The sequence below is a fragment of the Terriglobus sp. RCC_193 genome, from assembly GCF_041355105.1.
Classification (GTDB): Bacteria; Acidobacteriota; Terriglobia; order Terriglobales; family Acidobacteriaceae; genus Terriglobus.
The window spans coordinates 1123763-1142375 of sequence record NZ_JBFUPK010000002.1 but is presented as its reverse complement, the minus strand read 5'-3'; the positions used below and the strand labels follow the sequence as shown (position 1 = coordinate 1142375).

Sequence of the window (18613 nt, the reverse complement as noted above, 5' to 3'; positions counted from 1 at the left end):
CTTTTTTGGCTTGACCTGCGGGCACATGAAATGAGCAACTTCGTCTGGTTGATGAGCTACCGTGCAGCCATTGCCTGATCCCTCCTACGAGATCACAATTCCGTTTGCCGTCATATACGATGGTGGATATGAATTTCCAGAAGGCCCCCGTACTGGTGACAGGTGGTGCGGGCTTTATCGGTGCCAACTTTGTACTTGATTGGTTTGATGTAGTTGGAACTCCCCTCGTCAATCTCGACAAGCTAACCTACGCAGGCAACCCGCTGACGCTTGAGTCGCTGAAGGAAAACCCCAACTACACGTTCGTTCACGGCGACATCTGTGATGCTGACCTGCTCAAGCGCCTCTTTGCAGAACACCGCTTTCGCGCCGTCATTCACTTCGCCGCAGAAAGCCACGTCGACCGCTCGATTCTTGGCCCCCAGGTATTTTTCGACACCAATATCGGTGGCACATTTCAATTGCTGAACGCAGCGCGTGAGTTTTACGAAACTCTCACAGGTGACGAACGAGATACGTTCCGCTTCCACCACATCTCCACGGATGAGGTATATGGAACGCTCGAGCCAGACGCCCCCGCATTCTCAGAGACGACACCGTACGCGCCGAACAGTCCCTATGCTGCGTCCAAGGCAGCCAGCGATCATCTCGTCCGCGCATGGCACCACACCTACGGCCTACCGACAACGGTGACGAACTGCTCGAACAACTATGGCCCGTACCATTTTCCGGAAAAGTTGATCCCGCTCATCATCCATAACGCTATGGCTGGCAGGCCTCTGCCTGTTTATGGCGATGGACTGCAGGTTCGCGACTGGCTCTTTGTCAGGGATCATTGTTCGGCCATTCGTGCCGTTTTGGAACGCGGCAAAGTGGGCGAGACATATAACGTCGGCGGCTGCAATCAGCGGACCAATATCGATGTCGTGAAGACCGTTTGCGCATTGTTGGACGAGCTTCTTCCTAACTCGATCCATGTGCCGCACAGCAAGCTCATCACATATGTTCAGGATCGTCCTGGCCATGATCGACGCTATGCCATCGATGCGACCAAAATTGAGACGGAACTCGGTTGGTTACCCCAGGAAAGTTTTGAAAGTGGTCTAAGAAAAACGGTAGAGTGGTACCTCGCAAATCAGGAGTGGGTGCACGGAGTGACGAGCGGCGACTATAGAAACTGGATCGAGCAGAATTACTCGGCTCGTGAGGTGCAGAAGTGAAGGGAATCATTCTTGCCGGAGGCTCCGGAACACGCCTTCACCCCGTAACGCTGCCTGTCTCCAAGCAACTTCTTCCCGTATACGACAAGCCGATGGTTTACTATCCGCTGTCGACCCTTATGCTGGCCGGCATCCAGGAGATCCTGTTAATCTCCACGCCGATGGACACGCCTCGTTTTGAGCACCTTCTTGGAGATGGTTCGCAGTGGGGCATTTCGATTCAGTATGCAGTCCAGCCTTCTCCTGATGGTCTTGCGCAGGCATTCCTGATTGGGCGCGATTTCCTCGCTGGCGATGGCTGCTGCCTTGTTCTGGGCGACAATCTCTTCTTTGGGCATGACATGCAGGCGACTCTGTTAGCGGCATCGCGCCGCAAACAAGGCGCCACTGTCTTTGCCTACCCGGTCAGCGACCCGGAGCGTTACGGCGTGGTTGAGTTCGATGAGCAACGGCGTGCTCTTTCTCTGCAGGAGAAGCCCGCAGAACCAAAATCGAATTACGCCGTAACCGGACTCTACTTCTACGATTCGCAGATCGTGGAAGTGGCAGAGAGCATCACACCCTCGTCACGCGGCGAACTTGAGATCACCGATGTCAATTGTTGGTATCTCAACAAAGACCAGCTTCAGGTTGAGATTCTCGGTCGCGGCATCGCGTGGCTCGATACAGGCACGCACGATTCGCTGTTGGAAGCCTCCAACTTTATCCACGCGATTGAGCACCGACAGGGTCTCAAAGTCGCATGCCCGGAAGAGATCGCATGGCGTAAAGGCTGGATCTCCAGCGAACAACTGGAAGAGCTGGCACAGAAGATCGGCAAGAGTTCCTATGCCGTCTACCTCCGTCGCATCTTGAAAGAGCGGTTTTATTAACGTGACCGCGCCTTCGCCCATTCTCGTCACGGGCGCGTCGGGGCAAGTAGGCGGTGAAATCGCCAACCTGTTGCGTCTACGCAATCAGCCCATACTCGCGCCAACCAGCGCAGAGATGAACCTTGCGTCGCCGGGTGAAATTCGCTCGTACATACGCAAGCATCGGCCTTCGTGGATCATCAACGCCGCAGCGTACACCGCAGTCGATAAAGCCGAATCAGAAGTCGAACTCGCTGAGACCATCAACGCCATCGCCCCGGGCATTCTCGGGGAGGAAGCTGCCGCGCTGCACATTCCGGTCATCCACTTTTCAACGGACTATGTCTTCGCCGGCAACGGGACGAAGCCGTGGATGGAAAGTGATGCCACCAACCCTTTAAGCGTCTACGGCCGTACGAAGCTTCGGGGCGAGCAGATGCTCGCGCAGAGCGGCGCAGCATATGTGATCTTTCGAACAAGCTGGGTCTACGGTGCAACCGGCAAAAACTTCTTCCGTACCATCCTGCGTGTAGCATCCGAGCGCGAATCGATGAACATTGTCGCGGATCAGTTTGGTGCGCCCACGTGGGCACGCGATCTGGCGCGTCTAGCCTTGCACGTCATCGACAAGGCAGGTGAGAATGCGGAAGCTGCGGTGCGATACCTTCAGGGCTGTTATCACGCCTGCAGCGGCGGAGAAACAACGTGGTTCGGTTTTGCCGAAGAGATCCTTCGACTGGCCTCGCACCATCAGTCGGACGTAACATTCGCAACGCTGCATCCGGTGCCAACCGAAGCCTATCCCACCCCAGCCAGGCGTCCCGTAAACTCGCGCATGAACTGTTCTCTGCTCGCAACAAAGCTCGGCTTCCAGATGCCGGAGTGGCGCGAATCACTGGCGGCCGTCAGCCGCGAATACGATCAGCTACGTACAGCAGGCTCTTTGTAAGGGCTGGGTAGCTCAGCATCCTCTATCCGGGGAGCCACAACATCGCGCGCGGATAACTGCGGCTCAAGGCCTTCCAGCGGCCATTGAATCCCCAGCGTGGGATCATCCCAACGCACAGCGCGCTCCGCTTTGGGGTCATACAGGTTCGTGACCTTGTACATCACGCTTGCCGTTTCCGATAGAACGACAAAACCGTGCCCAAATCCCTCAGGGATCCAGAGATACTCGAGCACATCCCCTGTCAGATGGAAACCAGCCCACTTGCCAAACTGTGGCGAATTGGGGCGTAAATCAACTGCCACATCCCAAATGTGTCCGGCAGCCGCACGCACCAGCTTGCCTTGCTCATTCCCAAGCTGGAAGTGCAATCCGCGCAGCACACCCCGTCGCGAATAGGACTGATTGTCCTGTACAAACTTGGTCGGCAAACCGTGTTCGGCAAAAGAACGCGTACTAAAAAGCTCGGCAAACCAGCCGCGGTCGTCTCCATGCACCATGGGACGCACCAGCTTCACTTCAGACAAAGACGTATCAAAAACCTGCACGCGTTAAAAACTCCATTCAGTGCCACGGTGCTGCCGAGATTGCCCACATCCATTAACGTGACCAGCAACAGCGCTGCTGGCAATCATCGGGCCGAAGCCAGCCTTATTCGATTCTACCGTTTGTGGCTTAAGCCGTGGCGAATTACCCTCGACACCGTGCACCATAACTGCAGAGCTGCAAGAAACATTCAGGTGCGAGGACACAAGGGCCACTAAAAACAGCATGCGGCCTCCTGGGAGGCCGCACAAACACCAAAAGTGATTGGTTTAATAAGCGCCTTCTGAATTGGCAACTTTGTTCACCGTACGCAGCAGAAGAAGAAGATCCATTTGCAAGGACCATTCCTCCACGTAGCGGCGATCCAGAGCAACTCGTTCATCGTAGGATAGGGTAGAACGGCCCGAGGTTTGCCACAGGCCAGTGATCCCCGGCACCACGGCAAGATAGTACGCCAGGTCGGTACCGTACTTCTCTGCCTCTGCAGCAACAATCGGTCGGGGACCGACCAGAGACATCCGGCCTGTGAGGACATCCCAGAGTTGCGGAAGCTCGTCCAGAGAAGTCTGTCGAAGAAAGCGCCCGAGTCGGGTGACGCGAGGGTCATTCTTCAGTTTGTGCGTGGCGGCCCATTCTGCACGGTCTTCCGGGTGTGTGGCCAGATGCTGTTCCAGCACCTGGGCGGAGTTGACACACATGGTACGGAACTTCCACATGGAAAAGAAGGCACCATGATGGCCGATTCGACGGTGGGAATAGAAGACGGGCCCTGACGAAGTGAGGCGCACCAGCAGAGACAGCACTATGCACAACGGCAACCATAGTGGGACTGCTGCTAGGACAAATACAACGTCGAGAAGCCGCTTCACCCTACTGTACGCGAACGATGTTGACGGCGAGGGAACGAAAGACCACTCAAATTCCCTTCCCGAAACGGTTGCAAGATCCGGCGCGCTGAAGCTGCCAAGCACTGGAACCACTGCTGAGATGTGTTCTTCAGATTGCATTCACTTCCTGACTTCCGGTTCGCTATTCATGAGTTCCTTCAATACCGCAATAGGCAGACAATTGCAACATCACAACACAGTCACTCACTCAGTACGCGAGGAAGATATTCCCAGCTTCCAAACAACTCTTCATTAAACCTCAATATATATAACTCGGCATCGCCTGAAATAAAAGGGCTATATGTTCCGTCAAGAGGGATACCTGCTGCTTTACCACTTTTGTATACATGCTTGAAGGTTCTTGCAGCAGGCAGGAAAGCCTCGATCGGGGAATGCCCTGTTGTCGAAGAGATGCCCCTATCGCAAGGGGCAAATTTATTTGTGAATGGACATTGTTCTGACAGGAATCAGTTTCCGTTTCACCAAAAAGAACAGGGCGGGTGCCAGCGGCGACCTCGCCGGCGATATCAGCACAGCGGTCGCTCGGAACAGTTTGCTGGAGATCAAGGGGATGCTCTGCCACCCTTAGGATCATTTCAGATGCAGGCTCAGGGCAGTCCATGTCGGGGCGATACTCGCCTCCCCCATGCTCTGGATGGAAGGAGGAAAAATAGATGGCATCCAATTGCGTTCCATGATTTGCCAATTCTGTTTGGATATCGTCCATAAGAAGATGAAAATCTGCCTCTGAATATATGCCTCGGCTATCGCCCCGTACCAAGCTTCTGCGCATCTTTAGCAGTAGGGACCATCCGTAACGTGGCAATTTTCAGGCCTACAAAATAACGTGCTTCTCCTTGATGACGCCATCATGATCCAGAAAAACACCGGTCGCAAACGTTTGCAGTCCATCCCATCTCAACAGTCTGCGCCGTGAGGTTATTGTAATTCGCGTGTATCCACCTCGTCCTACAAAAACGTGCGGATGCTACACATTGTGCCTTTTTGGGACTAGCTGTGATCGTGCGCCAATGGCCTTCCGTCAAACAACCGGCGGCAATACTGTCCGCCCTGGCAGTTCCGAAGTGTTCTGTCCGGAGATTAGCTTCCAACTTCCATCCGCCTGTTTTATTGCCATGTATTTAAAATGCGTCACCAGCGTTCCTGGAGCCGTCGACACCACACCTGCTGGCAGAGCCGGAAAATCCGTAACCGTCTGGTCGGTGTCCAGCATTGCCACGCCCGGTGCCAGAACCTTCAGTGTTCTCATCGTGATCGCGATATGGCTGCCCTTGAACGGGCCTGCCAGGATCATCCCGTGTACCTGCGCAATCTGTTTGCTTCCGGCAAAGATATCCCCACGGATATTGATGAAGTCCGCATCGTCCGTAAAGTAGGATGCATACGCTGTTCCGTTACCCTGGTTCCACGCCGTCTCCAATCCGGTCGCGATACCCATCAGCGTCGCCGTCGGATCCGCCTCCTGTGCCTTCACGACATTGCTTCCACAACCCTCGATGCCCGCCATTGTCATCGTCAGCACTCCTGCCATCGCTATCGTCCATATCCTTTTCTGTTGCATTGCCATCTCCTTTGCAGGTGAATCTCGAACCGGTGTGTCACCGTCGAGACCTATACTGAGATTCGCTGCTACAGAAGTCCTGACCAATAGCTGTATATTTCCTGAATCGACCGCATCCCCTGTGGAGCAGCAGGAATCCCGATGACCAGCTCTGCAAGCATCCGCTTCCTCGACTTCGAGCTCGACCGCAGCACCTTCTCTCTCCGTCGCGGCGATACACCCGTTCGTCTCGACCCCAAACCCCTGGAGCTCCTCTTTCTTCTCGCTGAGCGCAATGGCGCCCTCGTCACCCATGACGAGGCTCTCGCGCATGTCTGGGGCGAAGGAGTGTTTGTCGACGGAGAATCAGCTCTCTATACTGCCATCAAGAAAATACGTCGCGCTCTCGGCGACCATACCCTCGTCCTCACTGTCTCCGGTCGCGGTTATCGACTCAATCTCCCACCAGCTTCGGCCACGGCGCTGGCTGTGCCTGAGGTGGTTCAGCGCCTCGCTGTCCTCCCGCTCGCCAACCTCAACCCCGATCCTGCTGAAGACTACTTCTCAGATGGCCTCACCGAAGAACTCATTGCCACGATGGCTCGCCTCTTCGGCTCTCGACTTGGCATCATCGCCCGCACCTCGGTCATGCGCTTCAAAGGCGCCAGCCTTCCCATCGAAACCATAGCCCGGGACCTCGCTGTCGATTACCTCATCGAGGGTTCCGTTCGCCGTGACGGCAACCGTGTTCGTATTGCCGTCAAGCTCCTCCGCGCCTCCGATAGCACTGCTCTCTGGACACAGACCTTCGAGCGAAATCTCACTGATCTCTTCCAGTTTCAGTCCGAGATTGCACTCGCCACTGCACACGCCGTCCAAACCCGACTCAGCGATACTCCTGCGCCCTCACCCGTACTCGACCCCGAAGTCCATGACCTTCTCCTCCGCGCTCGTCACCTCTGGGTCCAACGCACACGCCCCACCATCGAGGCGGCCATCGGTTATTTCCGACAGGCCCTCACTTTGGATCCTGCATGCGCCCCGGCTTACGCAGGTCTTGCGTCCTGCTACGCCATACTGCCCATTACCTCCAACGCCCGTCCCTCCGACTGTTTTCCTCTCGCTCAGCAATTCGCCGAGCAGGCACTCGCTATTCAAACGGGTTCTCAGGCGCAGCCTGAGGCTCATATGGCTCTTGGACTCGTTCAATTCTGGTACTGGCGCAACTGGCAACTCGCTGTCCATCATTTCCAGCAGATTGAGCTGCTCAATCCCTCCGATAGCAACGGGGCCATGTTCCTCGCTCACGTCTACTCCATCCTGCAGCAGCACGATCAGGCCATCGCCGCCATTCACCGTGCCCGGCATCTCGATCCGCTCTCACCGATCGTCAACACCCATATCGGCCACTTCCTCTACAACGCAGGCAGGTTCGAACAGGCGCTTTCGCCACTCAACCGAATTCTTGAGCTTGCTCCGCAGTTCTGGGTTGCGCATCTCATGCGCGGCAAGACTCTCGGTTTACTCGAACAGCCACAGGCTGCCATTGAGTCCTTCTCCAGGGCTCTCAGCTTTTCCTCCGGCAACACCGAACCCTTAGCCTTCCGCGCTTATACGCTCGCAAGCGCCGACCATCGCGAAGCCGCTCTCGCCGACCTCGCAGCGCTGGAGCATCAACGCATCTCGGCCTTCGCTTCGCCTGTCCACCTGGCCCTCGCTCAACTTGGCCTCGGCAACCATTCCGCAGCTCTTCAACTCATCGATCAAGCCTTCGAGGAACGTGACCTTCGCCTCATCTTCCTCGCTGTCGAATCCCGCTGGCAGCCGCTGCGGGATTCGGGCCATTTCGGTTCCATCCTCCTGCGCGCCGGTCTACCAAATCTGTAACCGGCTTACCCCTCAGAACGAACGTAATCTCCGCTCTTGCCGCCTTTTTTGCTTAGGAGAACCACCTCGCGGATGCGGATGCCCTTATCCAGCGCTTTCGTCATGTCGTAGATCGTGAGCGCGGCAACGGCCGCAGCGGTCATCGCCTCCATCTCCACGCCAGTTCCGGCAACCGTCGCTGCGGTGGCTCGGATGCGCACTCCCCCACCGGTCTTCAGCAACGCCGCGGGATGCACGATAGTCGCCTCCACATCCACGAAGGACAACGGCAGCGGATGGCACATAGGAATCAGATCCGCCGTCTTCTTGGCAGCGGTTATACCCGCAAATCGCGCCACTTCCAGTGGATTACCCTTGGGGTTTTGCGGTAGGGCGGCGAGGACGTCGGCATTCAGTTCCACGAAGGCTTCGGCAACCGCTTCTCGGCGCGTGGGCTTCTTGTCGCTCACGTCCACCATGTGCGCTTCGCCTGCGTCGTTGTAGTGCGATAGCTTGCTCACAGGTCTTCTCCGCGACTCAGCATCAATCCCAATATCAGCACGCCCGCATCCAGCGCCAGCCACTTCAGCAATTGTCGCTGCTCAATATGGATCAGCAGGTAGTGGCTTTCCACGATCAGCCCGGCCACCGCCAACGCAGGCACAATCACGGCAGCCCCAATCAACAGTTTGCCCAGGCGTGCGGTCTTCGTCATGTGTATGAGCCTACCGCAGCAGCACGGTCACGGTAGCGCCCGGAGCAAGGGATTCCACATCCGGCGGGACCACGATATAGCCGTCAGCGCGAGCATTGCCGGCCAGGTCACCCGAACCATGCGAGCCCACGGCTTCCACTTTTACTGCATGAAGTGAGGAAGAAAGCTTCGCAGCTACAAAACGCGTCAGTCCGGGACGCACCTTCACTGCGGCTGCCAGTGTCGCCTGCACGAATCGCGGCTGCGGTGACAACTCACCGCCCAACGCCTGCAACATCGGCATAGCAAACAGCAGCGCCGTTACCAGCGTGGACACCGGATTGCCCGGCAGACCGAAGATCCACTGCTCCGAGTGGGTGTCTGTCGCAGGCAGACGCCCGAAGACAACCGGCTTGCCCGGCTGAATGAGAACACCCGTGAAGTAGAACTCCGCGCCCAGCGACAGCAGCACATCTTCCACCAGGTCGTACTTGCCTGCGGAAACGCCACCACTTAACAGCAACAGCCTCGCGTCTCGTGCTGTAGTAATGTGTTCCAGAAGTGATTCGCGGGTATCCAGCGCAGGTGGTAACAATCGCGGCACACCGCCATGCTGCGACACCAGGGCCGCCAATACATGTGAATTGCTGTCGCGGATCTGGTGCGGCGCGGGGGTCCGGTTGACAGCCACCAGTTCATCGCCCGTCGCCAACACTGCAGCCACCGGCTGCGTATACACGTCCAATTCCGCAGCGCCAACTGATGCTGCAAGAGCAATCTCTGCCGGAGTAAGGCGGATACCCGCGCGCAGCAGCACATCGCCCGCGCGCGCTTCCTGTCCACGCGGAACCACATTGTCACCCGCACGCGGCAGGTGGTTGCCAGAGATGCGAACCTCGGCGGCAGTGGCCTCCACGTGCTCCAGCATCACGACAGCATCCGCGCCATCCGGAGCCGGAGCGCCGGTCATCACTTCGATGGTTTCTCCCTCGGCCAGTGGCGCTCCCATCCATATTTCACCTGCGCGGACGGAGCCAACGAGTCTTCGCACACCATGATCTGCAGCGCGAACGGCATAGCCATCACGTGCAGAGCGAGGAAACGGCGGTTGATCCCGGTCGGCATAAATAGGCTCAGCAAGAACGCGTCCCAGTGCCTGCTCCAGCGGCACACGCTCCACGTCTGTACGCGGCGAGAGCGTGGCGATGTGAGTTGCGACGAGATCGAGTGCTTCCTGACAGGTGATCAATGCCATGCGAGTGTCCTCAGGATGCCAGCAGTTCGCGTGCGGCGGCACGACCATCGCGGATCAGGTCTGGCAAGCCAACACCACGATATCCATTGCCCAGAAGATGCAGTGCACCCAGCGCATGCACGCGCTCCTGCAATTCCGCCATACGTTCGCCATGTCCCACACCATACTGTGGCAGTGAACACGGCATACGACGCGCAAATGCAATGGCAGGCTGCGGAAGTGGTCCCAATACCTTCTCCATCTCGCGACTCGCCGCAGTGATGATGGTTTCATCGCTTTCCTGCTGCAAAGCTTCTGCCTCTTTGCCACCAAAGAAAGCACGCAGACTCTTACCGCCTTCCGGCACGCGATGCGTGAACTTCTGATCAGAAAATGTCGCAGCCAATAACGTGCACGCTTCGCCTTCCGGCGACAGAAATCCGAATCCTTTAGGAGTGACAGGTGCGTTGCCTGGAAGATAACCAAAGCCAACAATGACCGCGGAACTCGTCGGCTGCACAATCAATTCCGCCATGCGTGCCTCGGTCGCAGCGATGAGTCGTGCTGCATGATGCACCGGCAACGCCAGCATCAAATGATCGAACGACTCACCGTCAATTGACCATCCATGACCAGTGCGCTCAATCTGCTTTACCTGTGCATTCAAACGGATGGAAGCATCCGGCAATGTCTCTGCCATTCGTTCCACCAGTGTTCCTGTTCCCGTCTTGAGCGAAGTAAAGACAGGCGAAGCAGGCCGATTGCCGCGTTGTGCCCTCTTCGCAGCAAGCGCGCGGATCAACGATCCATACTCACGTTCCATCTGCACAAACGCTGGCATTACCGCACGCACGCTGAGCTGGTACACATCGCCACCGAACACACCACCAAGCAAAGGCGCGCCAATGACGCGCAACACCTCTTCACCGAAGTGGCGCTGGATGAAGCTGGCGACAGATTCATCATGATCCGGGGCGGCGGCTTTCAACTCTTCCGCGCGCTGTTCTTCGGCAATGTATGCGTTGCGCGCATTCTCGCTGAACAGCGGCGAATGCAGAATGGTGTCCACATGTTCAGGAACCATCATGCGCATGTTGTCCGGCATAGGCAGCAGCTTACCTTGCTGCAATATCCACGTGATGCGTTCGTGATCGTTGGAAGTGATAAGTTCGTCTTCCAGGCCAAGTTCAATCGCAAGCTCACGTGCCCACGGCTTCTCCGTGACCCAGCCATCCGGACCACGCTCAATCACGAAGCCATCCTGCCGCAGCGTATCGACGATGCCACCCAGCCGATGACTTTGTTCAAAGAGAGTGAAGCCGTAACCGTTGCGCTGGAGTTCATAGGCAGCAGACAGGCCTGCCAGACCTCCTCCCACAATGGCGATGCGCTTCATACCTACACCGACGCCCGTTCTTCCACAGGTGCGAGTGTCTGCACAACTTCCGCAGGCACTACCGTTGTATTGCGAAGATACCGGGGCAAGCTACGTGTCCCACGACGCGCGAGGTCAGCCAGAGCGCCGAGCAGCGTGGGTGAATCGTTCAGGCTTTCCGGACGCGATAGCGTGATGCCGAGTTCTGCTGCCGTCTTCTGGAAGGCAATGTCGATGTCGTACAGAATCTCAACGTGGTCGCAAAGGAATCCAATGGGATCAAGGATTACGTGTTGATATCCGCCGTCGCGCAGCGCTTTCAGCGTGTCCTCGACACTGGGCCCGATCCACGGCCCCCCGCTCATGCCCTGCGACTGGAAACAGAAATACCAATCACTCTCATTGATCTGCTCGCTAAGCTCGTTCGCAATGAGCGCTGCGGTAGCTTTGCACTCAATCGCATACGTGTCCGCCTCTGTGCTCAGCAACATGCCATGATGTTCGCTTGGCTTCGACTGGATGGTGCGGCACGGAACGGAATGCGCCGTGAACAGCACGGCTGTTTCCTTACCCTGCGGTGCCGCTTCCAATGCTTTGCGCAAGCGTTCGGCGAAGGCGCGAATCAGCAGCGAGTGCTCACTCCATCCCGCAACAAAATCAATCTCAAATGCACCATCGGCCGCCGTTTCCATCGCACGACGATACAAGCCCACACTGGTGCGCGAATTCTGCGGCGCAAGACAGATGGCGCGCACTTTTTTCACGCCATCCTGTTTCATCTGCGCCACGGTGTCCGCGATGAACGGCTTCCAATTACGCATACCAACGTAAACTGGCATGTCTGTACGCTCACGCAGCAGTTCGGCCTGGCGCAGTGTCCATCGCGTCAGATGCGCACCTTCCGCGGTTGGCTCATCCTTTAAGCCGATCTCCGCGTAACGCTCCTGCAACTCATGCACCACGTGCGGCGGCACACCTCGGCCACCGGTGACCAGTTTCAGATACTCGTCCATCTCACCCAGCACATCGGGGGTGCCGTGCGCGAGAAGGACGATGGCATCAAATTGCTCCGGTTCAGGCTGCATAACAGCAGGCGCGGCCATGGCTGCGGCAATCTGATCTGCATTGCTGATCTCGTACTGTGCAAGAATGCGCGCTTCCTTCGCCACGGTAGGCGCGACCATCTGCTCCTGCAGTTTGAGCTTCTCGCTGGCCAGGCCGATGAGAAAGAAAGGAAGATCGCGCAGGCTCATCGCGCACTCAGCTCCTTCACCCATTTGCTGACAGCGATGACATTGTCGACCGGAGTGCCAGGAACAATGCCATGTCCCAGGTTGAAAATGTGACCGGGGCGATTCGCTGCCTTATCCAGAACATCTTTCACTCGCTGCTTCAGCAAATCCTGCGGAGCGAACAGTGCAATGGGATCAAGATTGCCCTGCACACCGCATGATTCACCGGCAAGTCGCCAGCCTTCATCCAACGGTACGCGCCAATCAAGGCCCAGTACATCAGCGCCGGTTTCTCTCATGGTGCTAAGCAACGACGCCGTATCCACACCAAAGTAGATCACTGGAACGCCAAGCGCCTTTACACGCTGCACCAGGTCGCGTGTGTACGGCAATACAAAGTCGCGATAGTCATTAACGGCAAGCGCACCGGCCCAGCTATCGAAAATCTGGATAACATCCGCGCCTGCCTGCACCTGTTGTGCGGCGTATTCCGCAAGCACTGTGTTCAGCTTTTCCATCAACAGCGACCACGATGATGGATCGCCATACATGAGGCGCTTCATCTCTATGTAGTTGCGCGAGGAAGCGCCTTCAATCATGTAGCTGGCCAGCGTGAACGGCGCGCCGATGAAGCCGATGATACCAAGACGATCGCCATCGGCACGCGGCACCGCGAAGTGGCTGCGCACCTTTTCAATGGCCCTGGCAACGTAGATCAACTCCTCCGCACGGTCAGTACGGAGAGCTTCAATCTGTTCGCGCGTGCGGATGGGCTTATGCACCACCGGTCCTTCGCCATTCACGAACTCAAAGTCCAGCCCCATAGGCGTGAACGGCAGCAGCAGGTCCGCGAAGATGATGGCTGCGTCCACATCCAGCCGTTCCGCAGCGGTAATGGTGACCTCCGCAGCGATGTCCGGCGTGCGGCAGATATCCAGCAGCGAATGCTGCCGGCGCACCGCCATGTATTCCGGCATGTACCGCCCGGCCTGGCGTAGGAACCAGACTGGCGTACGATCCACCTGCTGACGCAGACACGCGCGTACGAAACGGCTATCTGTCGCGCTACGTTTTGACGATTCGATCACTGTAGAAACGTCTGCCATTTACGCCGTGGGGGCGACGTATTCCTTGGGAAGCTCGCCGCCGGAGCCGTAGAAGAACTCGTTCATCTGCTCCACCAGAAATTCCTGCGCCTGGGGAGTCCAGGGCTGCAGACGATACTCGTTCAGCAACATCTTCTGACGTTCAATCCACTCACCCCACGCCTTCTTGCTGACGGTGTTGTAAACCTTGTTGCCGAAGTCGGAGTCGAAGGGAGGCTCGTCCAGCCCCTCCAGCTCCTGCTTGTATTTTGAGCAGAAAACCATGTGTGCCATGTGTGTCTCTTTCCGGCTTCTATTCTAAATTGTCGGGAAGCCGTTCGCCTTTACCGGGCACCAGATCGCCATTTTCATCGTAAGGGCAGTGGCGGCAACTATTACCGCAGCAGGAGCCGCGTTTGCGGTGATACGCCGCCGTAAAGACCAGAAATGGTCCCTCGAAATAGAAATCCTCGTCAGCGAGCGCGGGTTCCGTACTCATGCGAACAGGCTGTCCTGTGGCTGCGGCACAGTTTCTGCGCGGGGCGATTCCATCTTTGACGACGGATTGCGCCGAATGCCCTGCGGTGTGGCGACTGCATCAATGGAATTACCCTCTGCATCGCACGCCAGCCCATTACGCAGATACACCTTTTTGCCCGCAACGGCGCAGGTACGTTCACCCGGAACAACAATGCCGATCAGATTCACAGGGTCGCTGGCGGTAAGGGCGAGAATCTCTTCGTGCTGCAGATCGCGCGTGGCGCGCAGGCTTTCCACCGCCTCCGGCAGCGCGAATTGCTCGCCATGAAAGCCTTGAACAAAGCGGCCTCCACGCACTTCACCGCGTGCCTCCATGCGACGCAGCATGCGCAGCAGATCGCGCCAGCGCGGCGTATTGGATTCGCGTGTAAGGATGTCACGGAAAACTACTCCATAACGCGCCAGCAACATACGCGCTGCGGCTGCGAGCGATGTCTCTTCTTCGCGTGCGCGTTCACTTACGGTGAGCTGGCGATGTTCCTCTTCGATGAACAGGGACCATCGTCCCGCTGTGCTGCGCGTAGCCCGACGCGACGCGTTTGTCACCGGCTCTGCTGTCAGCGGCTTACGCTTCGGGTCCATCATGATGCGAAGTTGGTCGAACCCATCTGCAGAAGCAATGCCCGCCGTGGCGAGTTCCCACAACGCACTTTGCGTCTGTTGCTTACTCAACACGCAGAGGCGTTGCAGGTCACTGGCGAAGGACGCACCGCGTTCGCGCAGTGCATTGCGTATAGAGAGCGCTTCAGGACTCAGTGCCTGTTGCAGTTTCGTTTCATCAATCGACTTTTGCGCGAGCGCCGCGGGCAACCAGTCCGCGGATTCGCGCAGGTAAAACGTGATGGGTGCCATGTTCGTGGGAATCACGCGACGCGGTGCAGCACCGTCGCCCACGGCCCACGCCGGATGCGGCGAGATACGTCCCCATCCCACCGCACCGGAGAGGCACAAAGCATCCAGCCACTTGCCGTCGTAATCCTTCACACGCTGCGGCAGCAGGTTGCGTTCCCACTCAATGGCAGGCGCTTCAAATCCCTCCAACTGCACCAGCGCTTCCAGTACGCCTTCTTCACCGCTGAGTTGTGTTTGCGGCTGCAGATGCTGCCAGCGCGTAAGCCAGCGCAGATACACAGCAGGCGTGACGGCTTCAATCTGCTTGCGCAGTGCGCCAAGTGTCAGGCGATGGATGCGTTGCAAAATGCGGCGTTCGCACCATTCCACGCTATTATCGTTTTCCGCGGGACCGCTGCCTTCAAAGATGCCCCGCAGCGCCAGCCCCTGCACTTCAATCGCAACAAGTTGCTGCGCAATGGCGCGTGGTTGCAGGTCAAAGAATTCAGCGATCTGCGTAGCAGTAGTCGGCCCAAGAAGCTGCAGAAAACCCTGTGTGAGCAGGCGAAGGGATTCACCAACAGTGACAGCATCTTCACTTTGTCCGGAAGCGACAGGCACAGATGCGCCTTGCGAGATGGATTGCAAAAGATGCGCATGTGGCAAACGTTCCGTTGCCACCCAACAGTCCTGCGTACCAAAACGAACCAGGCTTGCGCGGCCGCGTTGCTGCAAACGTTCAAAAAACAACAGCCAGTGACGGCTACTGTGAATGCGATGCGCCTGCACCACCTCATCGGCACATCCCACCATCGAACTCTGTTCCCCGAACAGAGCTACTGGCAAAGCAATGGCGCTGAAGAGAAGATCATGCAGTTCATGCTCATCACGCAGGTCTGGCCATATCTCGCAACGCGTCTGCCGAATGGCCGCGGGATCAAGCCGCCCGGCCTCTCCCAGAACGGAGTCGGGAATGCTGCCGCGCAGAGACACCGCACGTGCGCGACGTTCGCCCAGGTCGGCTTCGTCCAAAAATGCATTCTGGTTTGCATTGAGCAGTTCGTGCGAGAAGACAGACGGCACCGGCGTATCGACCGCGATGCAACGGATCTTCCCGCTCTCCATGTCACGCAGGACCTGTTGCAGACCGGCAAGATCCATCGCTTCCTGCAAGACATCCTGCATCACTTCGCGTACCAGTGGATGATCGGGTATCTCGATATCGCCTATGATCGTTTCAAAGCACGCTGCCGCCTGCGGAAAGACACTCGCCAGCAAATCTTCGCCGCGTGTGCGCTGCACCTGTGGTGGCACCTTGCGGCCCTTCTGAAAACGCAATAGTTGCAGTGAGCGGTTAGCAGCCCAGCGCCAACGCGTCTTGAAGATAGGCGATGCCAGTGATGCTTGCTCCAGCAGTTCCTTCGCTGTGATTTCGGTAAGGAAGTGGAACACATCAGCCAGTGGAAAGCTGTGCTGTTCCGCAAGACAGATGTTGATACCGTTATCCGTTGCGGCAGCCTGCAGTTCGTAGTTGAAGCCGCGGCAGAAGCGTTTGCGCAGCGCCAGCCCCCATGCACGATTGATGCGGCCACCAAAGGGTGCATGCAGGATCAACTGCATACCTCCACCTTCATCGAAAAAGCGCTCCGCAATGATGGTGTTCTTGGTGGGCACGCAACCCAATACGGCACGACCATTAACGATGTACTGGATCAGTTGCAGCGCAGCCGATTCGCATAGACTGCACTCTTCCATCAGCCATGCCAGCGCTGCATCCACGCGTACATCATCGCGTGTGACCATTTCGTGATGCACGCCATCCGTGCGACGGCTGATCTCTTCGCGAAGCTCCGCAACAAAATCGCTGAGAACATTGGTGCGCTGTGGCGCTTCACCTTCCCAGAAAGGAACAGAGGGCGGCGCACCATGTGCATCTTCCACCAGCACGCGGCCTTCTTTTTCTACAGTGAGGATGCGCCAGCTTGCATTGCCAAGCTGCACCACGTCACCCGGCCCACTATCTACTGCGAAATGCTCGCCGAGTGTGGCAATCTGCACGCCTTCCGGCATCAGGATCACAGAGAAGATAGACGTATCAGGAATCGCTCCGCCATTACCGATAGCGGTCATGCGCGCGCCGCGGCGTGGATGCAACACGCCTGCCACACCGTCACGCAACAGATATGCGCCGTAGCGTCCGCGCGAGTTCTCAATGCCCGTGTGGAGCAGAGTGATGAGTTCATCGAACTCCGGACGCGTTAGGAGACGATAGGGATACGCACGAGTAATTGCGCGGTACATCGCATCTTCTTCCCACGGCTCCGCGCCACACATGGCCACCATCTGCTGCATCAACACATCCAGCGGTTGCGGCGGAATCTCAAGCCGGTCGAGTTGCCCACTGCGCATGGCACGGATCAGTGCTGCCTGTTCCAGCAGATCATCACGCGTGGTGGCGAAGAAGCGTCCCTTGGGGATGGCCCCACGCCAATGCCCTGCACGTCCCACGCGCTGCATGGCTACGGCGATATCGCGCGTGCTGTTCAATTGCAGGACAAGATCAACTGCGCCGATATCAATGCCCAATTCCAACGACGCGGTTGCAACAAGACACTGAATCTGCCCTGCCTTTAATCGCTGTTCTGCATCGAGACGGAGTGCGCGCGAAAGCGAACCGTGATGTGCTGCGACGTTGTCCTGTCCAAGACGCTCACCCAACGCACAGCACAGACGTTCCACCATGCTGCGTGTGTTCGCAAAGACCAGCGTGGAGCGATGCTGCGTGCACAGTTCGGCCATGCGATCCACCACTTCAATCCACATCTTGCTGTCGCGAACACTGGTGAGTTCCGACGATGGGATTTCAATCCCCAGATCAAGTGTCCGTCGCTGTCCCACCTGCACGATAGTGGCGCGTGTACGGCCTGCGTCGATGCCGGTGAGATAATCCGCAACCAGTTCGATGGGGTTCTGCGTTGCGGAAAGCCCGATGCGCTGCGGACGTTTCGCAAGCCCCATTAACATACCGCTCGGCGCGAGCCTGTTCTCGCCCGTCACCAACGCATCAAGCCGCTCCAGCGTAAGTGAAAGATGCGCACCTCGCTTGTCATCCACCATCGCGTGAATCTCATCCACGATGACCGTGTGAACTTGTCGAAGATTCTCGCGTGACTTTCCAGCCGTCAACAGCAGATACAGCGACTCCGGGGTGGTGACAAGAATGTGCGGCGGATCCTTGAGCATCGCGATGCGCTCTTTGGGCAGCGTATCGCCGGTGCGCACACCCGTGCGGATGCGTGGACACAGATAACCTTCTTCCAACGCCAGCGCGAGAATTTCGCGCAAAGGTTCATCCAGATTTTTCTGGACGTCGTTACCCAGCGCCTTCAGCGGCGAGACGTAGACGATTTGAGTACAAGGAAGAAGCGAACCTTCAAGAGCTTGCGCTACAAGGCGATTGATCGCAACAAGAAATGCGGTCAGGGTTTTGCCACTGCCGGTAGGCGCGGAGATGAGCGTATCGTCGCCACGGAGAATCGCCGGCCATCCCTCAATCTGAGGCTCCGTGGGTGTGCCAAATTTCTGCACGAACCACTGCCGCACCACCGGGTGCGCCCATGTCAGCGACGCTTGGATTGCCGGAATGGAGGAGGCAGCAACAGCCATGCGGTGATTGTATTCTGTTCGTGATTTCTTCGCTTTTCATGAGATAGAAATGGGCAGGGTACGATCACTCTGCCCATGA

At 57.3% G+C, this 18613-nt stretch carries 17 protein-coding genes; 4 read left to right on the top strand and 13 right to left on the bottom strand.

The features are described 5' to 3' along the window. Positions 1 to 128: 128 nt before the first annotated feature. From rfbB to rfbD, 3 genes are read left to right on the top strand one after another with little or no spacing between them, the layout of a single operon-like run. Positions 129 to 1220 carry a dTDP-glucose 4,6-dehydratase gene (rfbB, locus tag AB6729_RS13495; protein ID WP_371082144.1) on the top strand — a complete coding sequence of 364 codons (1092 nt, stop codon included), beginning with the start codon at positions 129 to 131 and terminating at the stop codon, positions 1218 to 1220. Then, positions 1217 to 2092 carry a glucose-1-phosphate thymidylyltransferase RfbA gene (gene rfbA / locus AB6729_RS13490; protein WP_371082143.1) on the top strand — a complete coding sequence of 292 codons (876 nt, stop codon included), beginning with the start codon at positions 1217 to 1219 and terminating at the stop codon, positions 2090 to 2092. The genes rfbB and rfbA overlap by 4 nt, the downstream gene beginning before the upstream one ends. Before the next feature lies 1 nt (position 2093). Next, positions 2094 to 3020 (top strand): dTDP-4-dehydrorhamnose reductase, encoded by a 927-nt coding sequence (rfbD, locus tag AB6729_RS13485; protein ID WP_371082142.1) that lies wholly within the window; start codon positions 2094 to 2096, stop codon positions 3018 to 3020. On the opposite strand, the gene rfbC is transcribed toward rfbD, so the two are convergent. The 4 genes from rfbC to AB6729_RS13465 all read right to left on the bottom strand — a co-directional run bounded on the left by rfbC (position 2993) and on the right by AB6729_RS13465 (position 6038). Then, positions 2993 to 3565 carry a dTDP-4-dehydrorhamnose 3,5-epimerase gene (gene rfbC, locus AB6729_RS13480; RefSeq protein ID WP_371082141.1) on the bottom strand — a complete coding sequence of 191 codons (573 nt, stop codon included), beginning with the start codon at positions 3563 to 3565 and terminating at the stop codon, positions 2993 to 2995. The two genes, rfbD and rfbC, sit on opposite strands and share 28 nt — an antisense overlap. A 267-nt stretch (positions 3566 to 3832) precedes the next feature. Then, positions 3833 to 4570, bottom strand: coding sequence for a sugar transferase (locus AB6729_RS13475; RefSeq protein ID WP_371082140.1), 738 nt, complete (start codon positions 4568 to 4570; stop codon positions 3833 to 3835). A 139-nt stretch (positions 4571 to 4709) separates the two neighbouring features. Then, positions 4710 to 5177: a hypothetical protein gene (locus AB6729_RS13470; RefSeq protein WP_371082139.1), complete on the bottom strand. Its 468-nt coding sequence runs from the start codon at positions 5175 to 5177 to the stop codon at positions 4710 to 4712. Positions 5178 to 5492: 315 nt separating this feature from the next. After that, positions 5493 to 6038 (bottom strand): SgcJ/EcaC family oxidoreductase, encoded by a 546-nt coding sequence (locus AB6729_RS13465; RefSeq protein ID WP_371082138.1) that lies wholly within the window; start codon positions 6036 to 6038, stop codon positions 5493 to 5495. Between the two features lie 135 nt (positions 6039 to 6173). On the opposite strand from AB6729_RS13465, the gene AB6729_RS13460 reads away from it, so the two are divergent. Beyond that, the gene (locus AB6729_RS13460) at positions 6174 to 7898 is read left to right on the top strand and encodes a winged helix-turn-helix domain-containing tetratricopeptide repeat protein (protein WP_371082137.1); all 1725 of its coding nucleotides are present in this window, start codon (positions 6174 to 6176) and stop codon (positions 7896 to 7898) included. A gap of 5 nt (positions 7899 to 7903) precedes the next feature. Here the strand turns inward: AB6729_RS13460 and moaC are convergent, their stop codons facing one another. Genes moaC through AB6729_RS13415 form a run of 9 tightly spaced genes read right to left on the bottom strand, consistent with a single transcriptional unit; the run spans position 7904 to position 18534 of the window. Then, positions 7904 to 8398: a cyclic pyranopterin monophosphate synthase MoaC gene (moaC, locus tag AB6729_RS13455; protein WP_371082136.1), complete on the bottom strand. Its 495-nt coding sequence runs from the start codon at positions 8396 to 8398 to the stop codon at positions 7904 to 7906. Next, positions 8395 to 8592, bottom strand: coding sequence for a hypothetical protein (locus tag AB6729_RS13450; protein ID WP_371082135.1), 198 nt, complete (start codon positions 8590 to 8592; stop codon positions 8395 to 8397). The genes moaC and AB6729_RS13450 overlap by 4 nt, the downstream gene beginning before the upstream one ends. 10 nt (positions 8593 to 8602) lie before the next feature. Beyond that, complete coding sequence (gene glp, locus AB6729_RS13445) at positions 8603 to 9826, bottom strand: gephyrin-like molybdotransferase Glp (RefSeq protein ID WP_371082134.1); 1224 nt, start codon at positions 9824 to 9826, stop codon at positions 8603 to 8605. Positions 9827 to 9836: 10 nt separating this feature from the next. Then, positions 9837 to 11201: a protoporphyrinogen oxidase gene (gene hemG / locus AB6729_RS13440; protein WP_371082133.1), complete on the bottom strand. Its 1365-nt coding sequence runs from the start codon at positions 11199 to 11201 to the stop codon at positions 9837 to 9839. A gap of 2 nt (positions 11202 to 11203) precedes the next feature. Then, entirely contained in the window at positions 11204 to 12433 is a 1230-nt protein-coding gene (hemH, locus tag AB6729_RS13435; protein ID WP_371082132.1) for a ferrochelatase, read from the bottom strand. Then, a complete protein-coding gene (gene hemE / locus AB6729_RS13430) occupies positions 12430 to 13518 on the bottom strand; it encodes a uroporphyrinogen decarboxylase (RefSeq protein ID WP_371082131.1) in 1089 nt (362 codons plus the stop codon). The genes hemH and hemE overlap by 4 nt, the downstream gene beginning before the upstream one ends. Next, positions 13519 to 13791 (bottom strand): oxidative damage protection protein, encoded by a 273-nt coding sequence (locus AB6729_RS13425; protein ID WP_371082130.1) that lies wholly within the window; start codon positions 13789 to 13791, stop codon positions 13519 to 13521. A gap of 19 nt (positions 13792 to 13810) precedes the next feature. Then, positions 13811 to 13996: a DUF5522 domain-containing protein gene (locus AB6729_RS13420; protein WP_371082129.1), complete on the bottom strand. Its 186-nt coding sequence runs from the start codon at positions 13994 to 13996 to the stop codon at positions 13811 to 13813. Beyond that, complete coding sequence (locus tag AB6729_RS13415) at positions 13993 to 18534, bottom strand: DEAD/DEAH box helicase (RefSeq protein ID WP_371082128.1); 4542 nt, start codon at positions 18532 to 18534, stop codon at positions 13993 to 13995. The genes AB6729_RS13420 and AB6729_RS13415 overlap by 4 nt, the downstream gene beginning before the upstream one ends. Between the last annotated feature and the right edge of the window lie 79 nt (positions 18535 to 18613).

Excerpts from the sequence above, each read along its gene's own strand:
- hemE (WP_371082131.1), bottom strand. The coding sequence starts at position 13,518 with ATGGCAGACGTTTCTACAGTGATCGAATCGTCAAAACGTAGCGCGACA.
- hemH (WP_371082132.1), bottom strand. The coding sequence starts at position 12,433 with ATGAGCCTGCGCGATCTTCCTTTCTTTCTCATCGGCCTGGCCAGCGAG.
- glp (WP_371082134.1), bottom strand. The coding sequence starts at position 9,826 with ATGGCATTGATCACCTGTCAGGAAGCACTCGATCTCGTCGCAACTCAC.
- rfbB (WP_371082144.1), top strand. The coding sequence starts at position 129 with ATGAATTTCCAGAAGGCCCCCGTACTGGTGACAGGTGGTGCGGGCTTT.
- AB6729_RS13470 (WP_371082139.1), bottom strand. The coding sequence starts at position 5,177 with ATGGACGATATCCAAACAGAATTGGCAAATCATGGAACGCAATTGGAT.
- AB6729_RS13460 (WP_371082137.1), top strand. The coding sequence starts at position 6,174 with ATGACCAGCTCTGCAAGCATCCGCTTCCTCGACTTCGAGCTCGACCGC.
- AB6729_RS13420 (WP_371082129.1), bottom strand. The coding sequence starts at position 13,996 with ATGAGTACGGAACCCGCGCTCGCTGACGAGGATTTCTATTTCGAGGGA.
- AB6729_RS13475 (WP_371082140.1), bottom strand. The coding sequence starts at position 4,570 with ATGCAATCTGAAGAACACATCTCAGCAGTGGTTCCAGTGCTTGGCAGC.
- AB6729_RS13465 (WP_371082138.1), bottom strand. The coding sequence starts at position 6,038 with ATGGCAATGCAACAGAAAAGGATATGGACGATAGCGATGGCAGGAGTG.
- hemG (WP_371082133.1), bottom strand. The coding sequence starts at position 11,201 with ATGAAGCGCATCGCCATTGTGGGAGGAGGTCTGGCAGGCCTGTCTGCT.
- AB6729_RS13425 (WP_371082130.1), bottom strand. The coding sequence starts at position 13,791 with ATGGCACACATGGTTTTCTGCTCAAAATACAAGCAGGAGCTGGAGGGG.
- AB6729_RS13415 (WP_371082128.1), bottom strand. The coding sequence starts at position 18,534 with ATGGCTGTTGCTGCCTCCTCCATTCCGGCAATCCAAGCGTCGCTGACA.
- AB6729_RS13450 (WP_371082135.1), bottom strand. The coding sequence starts at position 8,592 with ATGACGAAGACCGCACGCCTGGGCAAACTGTTGATTGGGGCTGCCGTG.